This is a genomic window from Exiguobacterium sp. USCH10 (assembly GCF_037619445.1).
Taxonomy (GTDB): domain Bacteria; phylum Bacillota; class Bacilli; order Exiguobacteriales; family Exiguobacteriaceae; genus Exiguobacterium; species Exiguobacterium aestuarii_A.
Genome location: NZ_JAQPZO010000008.1, coordinates 1 through 13,936, shown reverse-complemented (window position 1 = coordinate 13,936; position 13,936 = coordinate 1). Strand labels below are relative to the sequence as shown.

13 protein-coding genes, 2 tRNA genes and 1 other annotated feature are annotated in these 13,936 nt (G+C 45.2%); of the genes, 8 read left to right on the top strand and 7 right to left on the bottom strand.

The features are described 5' to 3' along the window. Positions 1-16 precede the first annotated feature (16 nt). The 3 genes from asnA to PQI28_RS11690 form a co-directional block, all read right to left on the bottom strand. A complete protein-coding gene (asnA, locus tag PQI28_RS11700; RefSeq protein ID WP_339963399.1) occupies positions 17-997 on the bottom strand; it encodes an aspartate--ammonia ligase in 981 nt (326 codons plus the stop codon). Between the two features lie 69 nt (positions 998-1,066). Beyond that, positions 1,067-1,307, bottom strand: a binding site (T-box leader). Positions 1,308-1,412: 105 nt separating this feature from the next. Then, positions 1,413-2,315: a carbohydrate ABC transporter permease gene (locus PQI28_RS11695; RefSeq protein WP_339963398.1), complete on the bottom strand. Its 903-nt coding sequence runs from the start codon at positions 2,313-2,315 to the stop codon at positions 1,413-1,415. Continuing rightward, positions 2,312-3,217, bottom strand: coding sequence for a carbohydrate ABC transporter permease (locus PQI28_RS11690; protein ID WP_427373576.1), 906 nt, complete (start codon positions 3,215-3,217; stop codon positions 2,312-2,314). The genes PQI28_RS11695 and PQI28_RS11690 overlap by 4 nt, the downstream gene beginning before the upstream one ends. A 242-nt stretch (positions 3,218-3,459) precedes the next feature. Here PQI28_RS11690 and PQI28_RS11685 point away from each other — a divergent pair, with 242 nt between their 5' ends. The 3 genes from PQI28_RS11685 to PQI28_RS11675 all read left to right on the top strand — a co-directional run bounded on the left by PQI28_RS11685 (position 3,460) and on the right by PQI28_RS11675 (position 9,018). Continuing rightward, a complete protein-coding gene (locus PQI28_RS11685) occupies positions 3,460-5,145 on the top strand; it encodes a formate--tetrahydrofolate ligase (protein ID WP_339963396.1) in 1,686 nt (561 codons plus the stop codon). 14 nt (positions 5,146-5,159) lie between these two features. Continuing rightward, on the top strand, positions 5,160-6,068 hold the full coding sequence (locus PQI28_RS11680; protein ID WP_339963394.1) for an alpha/beta hydrolase: 909 nt from the start codon (positions 5,160-5,162) through the stop codon (positions 6,066-6,068). 190 nt (positions 6,069-6,258) lie between these two features. Then, on the top strand, positions 6,259-9,018 hold the full coding sequence (locus PQI28_RS11675) for an SH3 domain-containing protein (protein ID WP_339963393.1): 2,760 nt from the start codon (positions 6,259-6,261) through the stop codon (positions 9,016-9,018). Between the two features lie 42 nt (positions 9,019-9,060). On the opposite strand, the gene PQI28_RS11670 is transcribed toward PQI28_RS11675, so the two are convergent. The 3 genes from PQI28_RS11670 to PQI28_RS11660 are packed head-to-tail and all read right to left on the bottom strand — an operon-like array spanning position 9,061 to position 10,387. Next, positions 9,061-9,474, bottom strand: coding sequence for a DUF3805 domain-containing protein (locus PQI28_RS11670; RefSeq protein WP_214785724.1), 414 nt, complete (start codon positions 9,472-9,474; stop codon positions 9,061-9,063). After that, on the bottom strand, positions 9,471-10,025 hold the full coding sequence (locus PQI28_RS11665) for a hypothetical protein (protein ID WP_224863319.1): 555 nt from the start codon (positions 10,023-10,025) through the stop codon (positions 9,471-9,473). Before PQI28_RS11665 ends, PQI28_RS11670 begins: the two co-directional genes overlap by 4 nt. A 2-nt stretch (positions 10,026-10,027) precedes the next feature. Continuing rightward, positions 10,028-10,387, bottom strand: a complete 360-nt coding sequence (locus PQI28_RS11660; protein ID WP_214696459.1) for a hypothetical protein — start codon at positions 10,385-10,387, stop codon at positions 10,028-10,030. Positions 10,388-10,517: 130 nt separating this feature from the next. Here PQI28_RS11660 and PQI28_RS11655 point away from each other — a divergent pair. From PQI28_RS11655 to PQI28_RS11640, 4 genes are all read left to right on the top strand, one after another. Then, positions 10,518-10,591 (top strand) — tRNA-Gly (locus tag PQI28_RS11655). Positions 10,592-10,605: 14 nt separating this feature from the next. Beyond that, positions 10,606-10,679 (top strand) — tRNA-Gly (locus tag PQI28_RS11650). A 156-nt stretch (positions 10,680-10,835) separates the two neighbouring features. Then, positions 10,836-11,636 (top strand): MBL fold metallo-hydrolase, encoded by an 801-nt coding sequence (locus PQI28_RS11645; RefSeq protein WP_224863321.1) that lies wholly within the window; start codon positions 10,836-10,838, stop codon positions 11,634-11,636. A 407-nt stretch (positions 11,637-12,043) separates the two neighbouring features. Next, entirely contained in the window at positions 12,044-12,250 is a 207-nt protein-coding gene (locus PQI28_RS11640) for a DUF3006 domain-containing protein (RefSeq protein WP_015880796.1), read from the top strand. 48 nt (positions 12,251-12,298) lie between these two features. On the opposite strand, the gene PQI28_RS11635 is transcribed toward PQI28_RS11640, so the two are convergent. Next, positions 12,299-12,865 (bottom strand): TlpA family protein disulfide reductase, encoded by a 567-nt coding sequence (locus tag PQI28_RS11635; RefSeq protein WP_224863322.1) that lies wholly within the window; start codon positions 12,863-12,865, stop codon positions 12,299-12,301. 74 nt (positions 12,866-12,939) lie between these two features. Between PQI28_RS11635 and PQI28_RS11630 the strand changes: the two genes are divergently transcribed. Further along, the gene (locus PQI28_RS11630; RefSeq protein ID WP_214785727.1) at positions 12,940-13,794 is read left to right on the top strand and encodes an aldose 1-epimerase family protein; all 855 of its coding nucleotides are present in this window, start codon (positions 12,940-12,942) and stop codon (positions 13,792-13,794) included. Positions 13,795-13,936: the final 142 nt, after the last annotated feature.

Here is a 13,936-nt window from a genome sequence, read left to right as displayed (position 1 = left end):
GTTTCTTCATATTATATTACAACAAGCTGATGCCAGCTTTTTCACACGACTGAATCACTTCTTGTGGCCAGACCGACGTTTGTACTTCCCCGATATGACGCGCACGCAAGAGATACATCGCCACACGTGATTGACCGATTCCTCCGCCAATCGTCAGCGGAAGCGTTCCTTCGAGAACACCTTGGTGGAATGGATATGCCCGTTTCTCGTCCGCATCCGCTTTTTTCAGCTGTGCGTCAAGAGCCGTTTCATCTACCCGGATCCCCATCGATGACAATTCAAATGCCGACTCGAGTTCTGGATGCCAGACAAGAATGTCACCGTTGAGTGACCAGTCGTCATAATCAGCCGCACGTCCATCGTGCTTCATGCCAGATGCGAGAAGGTCACCAATTTGCGAGATAAAGACGGCGCCATGTTCTTTACAGATGGCACTCTCACGTTCTTTCGGTGTCATCGTCGGATATGCGTCCTCCAACTCCTGACTCGTGATGAAATGGATGGCTTCCGGAAGAATCGCTTCAATGCCATACGTTGTTTCCACTTCCGATTCTGTTTCACGGAGTGCCGCATAGATCGACTCGACCGTTGCTTTTAAATATTCCATCGTCCGTTCTTCTCGAGCGATGACTCGCTCCCAGTCCCACTGATCGACGAAGAGAGAGTGTGTCGCATCGAGTTCTTCATCACGGCGAATGGCGCGCATTTGCGTGTATAAACCTTCTCCGACTCCGAATCCATAACGTCCGAGTGCCTCACGTTTCCATTTCGCAAGCGATTGAACGATTTCAAGTTCATGTCCTGGGTACATTGTATCGAACTGAATGATGCGCTCCACGCCGTTTAAATGGTCGTTGACACCACTTGCTGACTCTACGAATAGTGGTGCCTGCACTTGCGTGAGTCCGAGTTCACGTGAGACCTTCTCCTCGAAGAGTGCCTTTACTGCTGCGATTGTCTGCTGTCTTTCCTTCATCGTGCTTGTTGCTGTTGTCATTTTCCGTTTCCTCCAATTGTGGAATATTTGAAAATGAAGCCATGAAAAAAAGCCCTCCATTCCCATTGAACATGGGACGGAAGACTTCGGTTCCGCGGTGCCACCCAAATTAGTAGACGAATCTACTCACTTTTTCGAGACAATCATCTCGTAACTCCGATAACGGGGAGCGGTCCGGCTACGTCTACTGGCAAAGCGTTCGGGTAGCGACTCCAGGAAGTTTTTCGACGAAGGGTTAAGACCGAGCTCACACCACCCCCGGATCGCTTGACTCACTACCTTCGTGTACTCGTCCTTTCGACGTCGTTCACAATTGAATTGAGTTCATTATTATAAATATTCAGACTAATGTCAACGACTTTTTTCAAAAAAAATTAATCCTCCGTGTAGCGAACGGAGGATTCCCTTGGGAGGGTTATTTAATCGAGCCACTTGTAATCCCTTTGATGATATGTTTTTGCATACCGAAGAAAAAGACTAAAAGTGGAACGATTCCTAATACTAAACCAGCTAACGCAAGATCCCATTGCTTCGTGTACTGTCCAAAGAAATAGAACGTCGCGAGCGGAATCGTCCGCAACTCCACATCACGGAGAACAAGTGATGGCAATAAGAAGTCGTTCCAAATCCATAGGCTATTCAAGATGACGATCGTCACCGTGATCGGTTTGAGTAATGGGAAGACAATGCGCCAAAAGACGCCCCATGTTGAACAACCATCGATGATTGCGGCTTCTTCAATCTCTTCCGGAATCGATTTCATGAATCCGTGGTATAGGAACACAGAGATTCCTGAACCAAATCCGAGATACATGACCATCAGTCCCCAATGACTGTTAAGTAACCCGAGAATGCTTGAGACTTTCACAAGCGGAATCATGATCGATTGGAACGGAATGACCATTGCTGCCACGAATAAGAAGAAAATCATCGTAGAAATCCAATGCTTCGTCCGAACAAGTTTCCACGCTGCCATCGATGTGAAGATGACGATGATTGCATTCGCCCCGACTGTAATGAGAAGTGAGTTTAAAAACACACGGCCATAATTCATCGCTTCCCATGCTTCCGTATAGTTTGACGTCAACCACTCATTCGGCAACGCCGATGTGTTCGTAAAGATTTCAGCCATCGATTTAAACGAATTGGCGACAACGTAATAGAACGGGACCAAATAGAGAAGTCCAAGCAAGATGGCGACAAGCTCAATGATTCCAAGGTTCCAAGAATATGTTCCCGGGCGAAGTGGACGTTGCGGAACGCGCTTCGGTGTTTTCTCTATGTTTCTCTCGACATGTTCCAATTTCTCAGTCGTCATGCTTCTACCTCCCGTTTCTTCGTCACGTACACTTGTGTCACCGTAATCGCAGCCACGACCAAGAAGAAGATGACCGCTTTCGCTGATCCAAGACCATAGTTATTATTCACAAAAGATTCCGTATAAATATTTAAGGCTAACATCTCCGTTGATTTGAACGGTCCGCCGTTTGTGAGTGATAAGTTCGTATCAAACACTTTGAACGACCAAGAAATCGTCAAGAATAAACAGATGGTGATGGACGGCATAATCATCGGCAACGTGATGTGACGAAGCATTTTGAAGCGGTTGGCTCCGTCAATTCGAGCCGCCTCCATCAAATCTGTCGGTACATTTTGTAACGCTGCGATGTAGATGACCATGACATAACCGCCTCCTTGCCAGATCGCGACGATCACGATTCCCCAGAATGCTGTTTGCGCATCCCCGAGCCATGGTAGTTCAAATAAACTCCAACCCGTCAACGCTCCGATTGATGCAAAGCCTTTTACATAAATGAACTGCCAAATGAATCCGAGAATCAACCCACCAATCAAGTTCGGCATGAAGAAAATCGTACGCAAGAAATTTCGTGTTTTAATGTTCATCGTCAACAGCAATGCTAATGAGAATCCAACGATGTTCGTCAGTAAGACAGAGATGATTGTGTATTTTGTCGTAATCCAAAATGAAGCGCGGAACTGCTCATCTTCAAAGAATAATCGCTGATAATTATCAAATCCGACAAAATTCAATTCTCCGGTCACACCGTTCCAATCCGTAAAACTATAGTAGATCCCATTGAAGAACGGAATGAGAACAATGGCGACGAACGCTAGAAAAGCAGGTCCGACAAATGCCACAAAACTCGCTGGTTTCTTCCAATTTCGTCTTCGTTTCATCCGTTTCGAAGTTTCAGTCATGTGTATCGCCTCCACTATCAATGTATCCTGAAGAACCTTTTATGAAAACGGATACATTTGACGGAAAGGGTGGAAAATATTGAACGGAATGAATGAATTTCACGATCTGATGAGTTATGATAAAATCAATGATATTACGAACGGGTTGGATATCAATCGATTTCTTCCGTACTCAAAAACGTTAAAACCGAATATTAAACGACATATAAATACACATCGTTCGAAAACGGAGGTACTTTCCTATGACAACAACCAAACCATTATCCGATCTAACCATCGCGCAACAAGCTAAAACATTGCCCATTAAAGAGATTGCAGCAAAAATCGGACTTCAGGAAGACGATCTTGATCTTTATGGAAAATATAAAGCCAAACTTTCTTACGATGTCCTCGATCGTCTGAAGACAAAAAAAGATGGAAAACTTGTGCTTGTTACAGCCATCAATCCAACGCCAGCCGGAGAAGGAAAGTCGACGGTAACGGTCGGGCTCGGCCAGGCCTTAAACCAATTGAATAAACAGGCAATCGTCTGTCTCCGTGAACCTTCACTCGGACCGACAATGGGCTTAAAAGGCGGAGCGGCTGGCGGTGGTTTCAGTCAGGTCCTTCCGATGGAAGACATCAACCTCCACTTCACAGGAGACATGCATGCCATCACGTCAGCTCATAATACAATCAGCGCCATGATTGACAATCACCTTCATCAAGGAAACGATCTCGGCATCGATGTTCGTCGAATTGTTTGGAAACGCGTCCTTGATTTGAATGACCGCGCCCTTCGTCACGTCACTGTTGGTCTTGGCGGCCCCGCTCATGGCGTACCACGTGAAGAAGGATTCGATATTACTGTCGCCTCTGAAATTATGGCGATCCTTTGTCTCGCAGACTCTTTAAAAGACCTTGAAGATCGGATTAAGCGAATCGTCGTTGCTTATGATCACCAACAAGAACCAATCACTGCTGAACAAATCGGAGCTGCTGGGGCTGCAACATTGTTGTTGAAAGAAGCGTTCAAGCCAAATTTAGTTCAGACGATCGAACAAACCCCTGCCCTCGTCCATGGGGGGCCGTTCGCGAATATCGCCCACGGCTGCAACTCGCTTATTGCGACAAAAACAGCATTAAAACTAGGAGAATACGTTGTGACAGAAGCCGGGTTTGGAGCTGATCTCGGAGCTGAAAAGTTCTGTCATATCAAGTCTCGTGTCGGGGAGTTAAATCCAGATGCAGTTGTACTCGTTGCGACCGTTCGTGCTTTGAAGATGCATGGCGGCGTGGCGAAAGACCAGCTCCATATTGAGAATGTCGGTGCAGTCGGTAAAGGAATGAAACTACTTGCGAAACATATCGACACGATGAAAAAACTCGGTCTTCCGACCGTCGTTGCCTTAAATCGTTTCAATTCAGATACCGAAGAAGAGATCGCAGCGGTACTTGACTGGTGCACAGCACATGAGATTCGTGCTTCACTGAGCGAAGTATGGGCGAACGGCGGACTCGGTGGACAACAACTCGCTGAAGCTGTCATTGATGCGGTTGAGTCAAACGAAAGTAAACTATCACCACTTTACGAATTGACCGATTCGATTGAACAAAAGATTAAAACGATTGCCCGGGAAGTATATGGAGCGGCCGATGTCACGTTCACAGCAAAAGCTAAAAAACAAATGCTTGAGATTGAACAGAAAGGTTGGGCAGACCTGCCGATTTGTATGGCGAAGACACCGTTCTCTCTATCGGACGACCCTTCCAAATTCGGTTATCAACAAGGATTCACCATTACGGTACGCGAATTAAAACCATCAGTAGGAGCAGGTTTCCTCGTTACTCTCACAGGTAACGTTTTAACGATGCCGGGCTTACCAAAACATCCGGCTGCCCTCAATATGGGCATTGATGAATCTGGAAAAGCAATCGGACTTTTCTAATAGGAGGATGACACATGGTTCTTTCGGAGTTGACGTATCCAGACGGATATCAGACAGAAGTAATGGAAATTCGAGCAGAGCAGTCCATTGGAAAAATATTCATCTTTCATGGAATGCTTGAACACCATGAAAGATATATTGAGTTCGCTCATTTTCTAACAGAAAATGGATACGATGTGTTCATATGCGACTTACGAGGGGCGGGTTCAAGCGCCCACGAACAACAGACTTATGGACACCTCTCTCCGGGCGAGGGCTTTTTGCAACTTGTCGAGGATGCTCAATATCTGATTAACCGTTACGAAGATGAGCGCCCTACTTATGTATTAGGTCACAGTTTCGGTTCTCTGCTCGTTCGTCGACTTGGTCAAATCATGGGGCATGCCTTGGCTGGAGTGATTGTCGTCGCGCCTCCCCCACATCCTGGGGTTGCAGGCGAAGTCGGGCATCGTTTAATCGCTTCCGTCATGAAACGTAAAGGTGCCACGCATCAATCACGTTTCTTTGAACGCCTTTTGTTCGGGCGCTACAACCTTAAGTTTTTGCCTGCCCGAACGGATAGTGACTGGCTATCAAGCGTACCTGAGGAAGTTGATTCGTATATCGATGATTCGAATTGTGGGGGGCTTCCCTCACTCGGATTTTTACATGAAGTGACCCGTGCCTCACTTGATGTCACGACCGTCGCACGCATTCATGAGCATCCGAAGTCTCTTCCGATGTTGCTCGTCGCCGGGATGGACGACCCTGTGATCCATGACGGGGAGGGATTGAACGGAATCATCGAAAAATATCGCAATGCGGACGTCGAACTGTCCGTTGCGACATATGACGATGCCCGACATGAAATTTTGCGTGAAGCGGACCGGGAACAAGTATGGTCAGACATACTCATGTGGATGAAGCAAAACAAAATCCATTAAATGGTTTAAGCTCCTTTTTGAAGGAGCTTTTTATTTTTTCCATTTTTCATACATTTCACTTCAAGGATTCACCTCTTTTTTAAAAGATAACCTTCTTATCAAAATTTAAGTACGTTATACTTAGACCGCATAGTGAAAATCATCTACATCGATCGATGACCAATCGATTGGTGAAAGGAGTAAATAGACTTTGAAATCAAACTTTACACGATTGAGTGCAGCCGTTCTTGTTTCGACCTCGTTATTTAGTGGATTGGCTCCCACTCCATCATACGCAGCAACATATGAAGGAACCGTCAACACAGAGATTTTAAATGTTCGTTCTGACTCGTCTACGACTTCATCGATTGTTGGGAAACTAACTGAAGGAACAACGGTAAACGTCTATTCATCAAATAACGATTGGGCACAAATCGAATTTGAGGGTCAAACACGATATGTCGCTTCCGAATATTTGACCGTCAATACGTCCATTTCTAAATCTTCAACTTCCACTGCTACTGCCCTATACACTGCTAAGGAAGCGACAAATATGTATTCATCGATGACGACTTCTTCCTCGGTCGTGAGCGCCATTCCGAAAGGTGCGACCATCACTTACATATCGACGCATGGGGCAACGGGTTCTTGGTACAAAGTTTCTTATAACGGAAAAACAGGTTATGTTGCTCAAAAATATTTTGTTGAGCAGGCATCTGCAAAACAATATGTCGCAGAAATGAACGTCAACTTGAGAGCAGAAATGACGACTTCTTCTGCTATTTTAACGGTCATTCCTAAAGATGCAGTCGTGGACTATATTTCGACACATGGCGCGACAGGATCTTGGTACAAAGTTTCTTATAACGGGAAAATTGGTTACGTCGCTCAAAAATACTTTTCTGCATACGAGGGTGGTAGTGTGACGCCTCAAGTGAACCCGACACATATGACAACTGATTCAACAAAAGTATATGCATCGATCACAACGACTTCTCGTGTATTGACGACTCTCCCTAAAGGAGCGAAAGTCAGTCTTCAATCCACATATGGCGCGACAAATTCGTGGGGTAAGATTTCTTATAACGGAATCACTGGCTATGTAGCCATGCGTGACCTACAATCGCTGACTGCACCTAAACCGATGTACATTAGCAATCAAACGACACTTTACAACTCTATGTCGTCAAGTAAGAAAGCCATTCGTACGTTAACACCTGGTACAGCGGTGTCTCAACTTTCTACTCATGGCGCGACTGGATCATGGTCTAAAGTGACCTATCAGTCTACGACAGGATATGTCCCGACGCGTGATCTCTCTGAGAAATTCACACAAGTGGTGACACCTTATTACGCTCAACAAGATACGAAGTTATATTCTTCGATGTCTAGTTCAAAAACGGTGCTACAGGCTATTCCAAAAGGAGCTAAAGTTGATCAATTCGCCAAATTCGGAGCGACCGGTTCATGGTATCAAGTCCGTTACAACAACACGACTGGTTATGTTGCAGCTCGTGACTTTGCGTTGACGCCACCGACAACGACACCGACTGAACAGTACGGTCCGGAAGCCGAGTACCGGATTTATGTAGAAGGTGGCAGTACGTTAAACGTACGTTCTACTCCTGCCGTCCAGTCAGACAACCTTGCTGGAACGCTGAGCACCGGGACGATTGTCAGTGTGAAACCGATCATCGGTTCAGATTGGGGATTATTGACGAACGGTACGTATAGCGGAAACTATATTCACATGGATTACGCAATCCCTGTCACGACAACGCCACCAGGAAGCGGTGTCATCAAGAACGTTTTCTATACGAACTATCCGATGTCTGTTCGCGACATGGCAGAGCGTCAATATAATCAAATCGCCTTGACAGATTTCCATCGCTACGAAAAAGCTTATTTGCCAAGAGCTTGGGTCAGTGTCACTGATAACGTGGGTACAATCGTCAATCAAGATATGACCGTCATCTCAAACGTAGGTGCTGCTTTAAAATCGTCTGCTTCATCAACTTCTATGACAGTGGCAACAGTTCCGAAAGGTGCAACAGTTCAATATGTAGAACGCGCTTCTTCTTCTTGGTATAAAGTCAAATACGGTACGGCAACGGGTTATATCACATTGAGTTCCGTCGTCGGTAAGGCCAATATTTTAAGCCAACCAAGCCTTACATCTCATCCATACGGTCAAATCAACCCAGGCGAAAAAGTAACCATCACTGGACAGACAGGCACGTACTACACTGTTTCTTACAAACGACCATCGGGGCACAACCTTCGAGTGTTTGACAATATTTGGCGTCGTGCATCAGTCAACGAAGTGTTGACATATGTTGACCCGACTGGCATTGATCCGAATTCACGCTCGTTCTACCAATTCTTAGATTTATCGAAGAGTGCCGGAACGACAGCGACAACGCTCAATAAGCTCCTCTTGTCGAAAGGTACACTTAGTGGCTTAGGTCAAGCGTTCGTAACTGCCGGTAGTCAGTATAATATCAACGAAGTTTATTTGCTTTCGCATGCACTTCACGAAACGGGTAACGGTACCTCAAAACTAGCATCTGGTGTACCCGTTGATAAAGATGGAAACGCCTTGATTAACTCAAATGGTGACCGCATTTATCCGGAGCGACCTGTAGCTGCTACTGTATACAATATGTATGGCATTCAGGCCTTCGACAGCAATCCACTCGGAAGTGGAGCCAAATATGCGTTTGAACAGAAATGGTTCACGCCTGAAGCGGCAGTAATTGGAGGAGCCTACTGGATTGGTTCTAGCTACATTAATCACCCAACTTACAAACAAAACACACTTTATAAGATGCGTTATAATCCTGATTCTCCAGGCACGCATCAATATGCAACGAATATTGCTTGGGCAGATATTCAAACGAGACAGATCTATGACGTCTATCAATCTCTCGATGCCTATACGCTCAATTTCGATGTTCCAAAATATCAATAAAAAAATGAGACACGCGCCTCTAACTTGGCGTCGTGTCTCATTTTATGTCCATTCGACTGAGTCGATGATTGATTCAATCTCCATTTTTTCATTCGTCACTTGATCGGCAACGTACGTCATGAATAAAAGGCGTTTTCCGTCCGTCAACGACCAGACATCTAGATGCATCCCGTCTTCGATGCCGCTCGCATAAGCCGTCGTCATGTCACCTGTCTCGTCAGTCACGCTTGGCGCAATTTTTACGTCGATTGGGAACTCTCCTAAGAACGTATTGAGTTCGCTTAAGACGGCTTCTCTTGGTTCTTGTGAATCCTCAGACTCATAGATGGAGATTTGAAGCGTTCCTTGCGCATCCTCTTCTGTTGAATAGAAGCTCACGTAGTCTTCTTCTTCACTGTATTCGTAATGTTCCGGATACGTCAGGCGGAACCACCCATCAATTTCATACTCTTTCATGCTGTTTTCTCCTTTACTTGCTTAAATGCCAGTCCTGTGACCATTTTTGCTTGTAGTGCATATTTTAGTCGTTCGGTCACATACAGACGTTGGCTATTTACATCTTGGGCAATCATATGTCCAAATAAGTTCATTCGAACCGTTTGATTAGATAGGAAATAGAATCGATCCGTACTCAACGGGCGAAATTCGTTCGAGTGTTCGAGGTATTCGATTTCAAAGCGTCGGAGCACATTAAGCGCGCAATACCGATCAGTCTTCCCTGTACTTGTATGAAGCTCGACACGGACGAGCTGAACGTCATATGGACAGACATTCATAAAGATTGGACTGACTCGCTCATGAATCAAGAGGATGCCCATATCGGTTTCAATCAGATCAGGTAAAGACCCTTCATCTTGCGAAATGCTCAATACGACATACGGCCGGTTCGATGGTGCGAGCAATTCGCCTTTGTAAAATCGAAATCGCTGAATTCCTGTTAGAACCCGGGCCCGCCAAGCACTCCCTCGTGCTTCCGCTTCCATTCGATACAACCTCTCTTCACTCACGCTTACTCCCCCTTCACTTGTTTGAGCGCATCGACGAATGTTTCCCATTCTAGGTTGTCACAAACAACCTTATTTTCCAATCCCCATTCTTCATCGATTGTCAAACGTACTTCGTTCGATTCAGGGTGACGTATGATTCGAAGATTCCCAATTTGAATCGAATCAAGAGCAATATCAAATGTATGACTCGGTAACCCGACCCACTTGACCCGATTCGAACGTAACACGACATACCATTCATTATCGTGATGAATCGAGAACGTCCAGCTTCGAAGAGACACTGTTTGATCCGTTTGTTTGGACTGCTTCAACATTCGAAATCCTTCGCCCATCAGTTGTAAATATGATTTTCGTTCACTCATATTTGATTTCTCCCCTTTTTTCTATTATCTTCGTTGTGGATAGGATTCTGCAACCTAAAAAGTTTTTTAAAAAAGGGTTTGCAAATAGAATCTGATATGCTATTATATCAAAGTAACGTTAAGACGTAACGCGGGTGTAGTTTAATGGTAAAACCTCAGCCTTCCAAGCTGATGACGAGGGTTCGATTCCCTTCACCCGCTCCATATTTTTTCTTCATGCGGGTGTAGTTTAATGGTAAAACCTCAGCCTTCCAAGCTGATGACGAGAGTTCGATTCTCTTCACCCGCTCCAATATCGACATATACGCGAGAACCTCTCGCACACATACAATGCACGGTTGAGACCTTGCAAAAGCAGAAAGTCTTCTGACTTTCTGCTTTTTTGTTGTTCCATTGATTGTTTTGGGGAAAAGAGTGAATGACTCTAATCAGATGAGGAGGAACTCTTTTGATTCAAGCGAAACTTCAATCATTCACGATTTATGAAAGTGCATTGATGCGAACGACATCCACCTTGATTGATACACCAGACGCCATTCTTTTGATTGACCCCACGTGGCTTCCTGAGGAAATTGCCACGATTCGTCGAGATATCGAGCTAAGACGCGATGATCGCCCACTTTACGTCATCTTCACCCATCATCATTTCGACCATATTATTGGGGCTTATGGTTTTAAGGATGCGACAACGATTGCCTCACAGGCATTTGTAGATGCCGACTCGTCCGATCAGCTCGATGAGATTCGCGAGTTCTATGAACAGCACTACATCGATCGCCCGATTCAAAAGCCTGATATCGATATCGTGGTCCAATCGAATCAGACACTTCTACTTGGATCGTTACCCGTTACGTTCATCTCGACACCGGGTCATGATGCAACTCACCTATCTGTTCTAATCGAGCCGATGCACCTACTCGTATGCGGAGATTACGGTTCGAATATCGAGCCACCTTTTATCGAGCATGATCCGACCGCATATCTCGAAACATTACAAACGTTGCAAACTCTCATTTATGAACATGAAGTTCAATGGTTCGTGCCTGGACATGGTGACCTATGCGACAATCGTAGCCAAATGATTGAACGTTTGAGTGCGGCAGAAGAATACATCTTAGCACTTCCCGAAGAGCGCCACTGGTCTCCTATGTGGCCAGAACATTCTTTTTTCGACCGTGTCCATGAACGTAATCGAAAAATGGTGGAACAAAAAGAGACCGATCGCCGGTCTCGTCAACAAGACTATTAAAAAATCGCAACGTCTCCCCAAGACGTTGCGATTTCCCCCTATGTAGACCTATTTCTTTGTGACGCGTTCTGAGCGGACCGTGAACATACGGTCAACCCCATAGATCGTTACTCCCGTCAGAGCGAGTAACCCAATCATTGCAGAAGAAAACATGACCATCCCCCCATTGTTCACAGTTTCGTCATAATCACCCCGTGCTTTCATTATAGAAGACCATTTTAAAAAAAGAAAGCGTTTTCTTCAAACTTCCTTCACATTTATCAAATTTATCCTCTTGTGTTTCTTGGAATAACTTCCCTTATCCGATTGGACAGATACTCGTAAAAATGTGTAGCTTTTGTGGAATGTGGGAATACATGATGTAAGGATAAAAAGAGACAGAAGCTGCTCGTCGAGGAGGAAGAGGCATGATTAAGTACGGTACATTGGTGCGAATCGAGGGAAAATATGCCGTATTGAGATGGAATAACGGCTCAAGTTTCATTCCTAGACGATTCTTACCTTCCGAAGCACGTGTTGGTGATACAATCATTCGAGACAATCATCATTATTATCTTGAAGAAGATATGACCCCAAATTTTGATGCATTGATCAAGCAACACTATAAAAGCTGAACGATCTGCCCTCCCATTAAGGGCAGATCGTTCAGCTTTTTTGAAATATCACATTGACGTCTTTTCAATCTGTTGCTGAATCCACGCTTCGTCGACGGGACCTGTCTGCTTCGCCACAATGACTCCTTGTTCATCTAACACGTACGTTGTCGGTAGCGCGACGACACGATACTGTTGCTCTACGACCGCTTCTTCATCTAACAAGATTGGAAAATCAACCGGGTACTCCTGTAAAAAAGCCTCGACGTCCGCTTTTCCTCGTCGTTCATTTTTGGTGACATTCACACCGAGAACCGGAATGCCTGTCGCTTCTTCAAACGAAACCAGTTCAGGGAACTCATCTCGACAAGGCGGGCACCAAGAAGCCCAAAAATTAATGACTACCGGCTGTCCTTGGAACTGTGAAAGGGTCAGACTCTCCCCCTCTAGCGTATTCAAGGTGAATTCCGGAGCTTGTTGCCCCACTTCGAGCCCTCCTAATACCGATTCATTTTGGACGATTGGAACCGCCTCTTCTTTCTTTTGTGTCATCATATATTCTTCGTAGCCCTTGTAGGCAAGCCCAGCAATCAATAGAAGGATGAGCGTTCCGATTACGATTCTTTGTAAGCGCATCATTTACCCCTTGTTTGTTTTACTTAAGATTTCTACACTTAACTTATCACAAACCGTAAAGGAGCGTATGTATTGTGCAACTTCAAAACAAAAATGTTCAGATTACGTTAAAAGCACAGGGTGCTGAGATGACTAGTTGGAAAGTAGCCGAAACGGAATACTTATGGCAAGGTGATCCGACGTATTGGGGACGACAAGCCCCTATTCTTTTCCCGATTGTCGGGCGATTATTGGATGATCAATATGTATATGAAGGCAACACGTATACGATGAGTCAACACGGCTTTGCTCGTGATGCGATTTTCGACATCGAATCATCGACTGAAACTTCCGTTCGTTTCACCTTGAGAGATACGCCTGAATCACGTCAACATTACCCTTTCCCGTTTACTCTGAACGTATCGTATCAACTTGTAGGAGAAGAAGTCATTGTCACCTATCGTGTCCATAACCCGGGTGAAACCATGTTACCGTTCAGTATCGGTGGGCACCCCGCATTCAACATCCCTTTCAAGGGTGGTGCGTTCGAGGACTATACGATCGACTTCGGAGAAGTACGTACACTTGACCGCTATCTATTAGAGGGACCGTATTTGACAGGGGCCTATCAACCACTAGGTGATCGGCAATACATCCCGCTTACCCATTCCCTATTTGACGACGATGCATTGATTTTCGAAAATGTGGAGTACGCCGCACTACGTCATCAGCCGTCAGGCACGGCAATCGTGATGGAAAGCCCTTCATTTACTCACTTTGGCATTTGGTCACCACCCCATAAGGATGCTCCATTCGTTTGTCTTGAACCGTGGTTCGGTCACGCAGATTATAAAGGACACCGAAAAGATTTTCTACACAAAGAAGGAGTTCAACTCCTTGCCCCAGACGAGACGTTCGAAGCAAGCTACACCTTATACATCGAAAAATAAAAGCAATCCGACAGTCATGTCGGATTGCTTCAGGCTGTTGACGAACCAAATCGCATATGGCGATTTGGTTCGTCTTTTTTTATGTTCAACGAGCTTGAGGCGTTCTGTCCGACAAAAGATTGAAGAAATGTTATGTAGACAG

Coding starts and splice junctions, on each gene's coding strand:
- asnA (WP_339963399.1), bottom strand. CDS start 997: ATGACAACAGCAACAAGCACGATGAAGGAAAGACAGCAGACAATCGCA.
- PQI28_RS11695 (WP_339963398.1), bottom strand. CDS start 2,315: ATGACGACTGAGAAATTGGAACATGTCGAGAGAAACATAGAGAAAACA.
- PQI28_RS11690 (WP_427373576.1), bottom strand. CDS start 3,217: ATGACTGAAACTTCGAAACGGATGAAACGAAGACGAAATTGGAAGAAA.
- PQI28_RS11685 (WP_339963396.1), top strand. CDS start 3,460: ATGACAACAACCAAACCATTATCCGATCTAACCATCGCGCAACAAGCT.
- PQI28_RS11680 (WP_339963394.1), top strand. CDS start 5,160: ATGGTTCTTTCGGAGTTGACGTATCCAGACGGATATCAGACAGAAGTA.
- PQI28_RS11670 (WP_214785724.1), bottom strand. CDS start 9,474: ATGAAAGAGTATGAAATTGATGGGTGGTTCCGCCTGACGTATCCGGAA.
- PQI28_RS11660 (WP_214696459.1), bottom strand. CDS start 10,387: ATGAGTGAACGAAAATCATATTTACAACTGATGGGCGAAGGATTTCGA.
- PQI28_RS11640 (WP_015880796.1), top strand. CDS start 12,044: ATGATTAAGTACGGTACATTGGTGCGAATCGAGGGAAAATATGCCGTA.
- PQI28_RS11635 (WP_224863322.1), bottom strand. CDS start 12,865: ATGCGCTTACAAAGAATCGTAATCGGAACGCTCATCCTTCTATTGATT.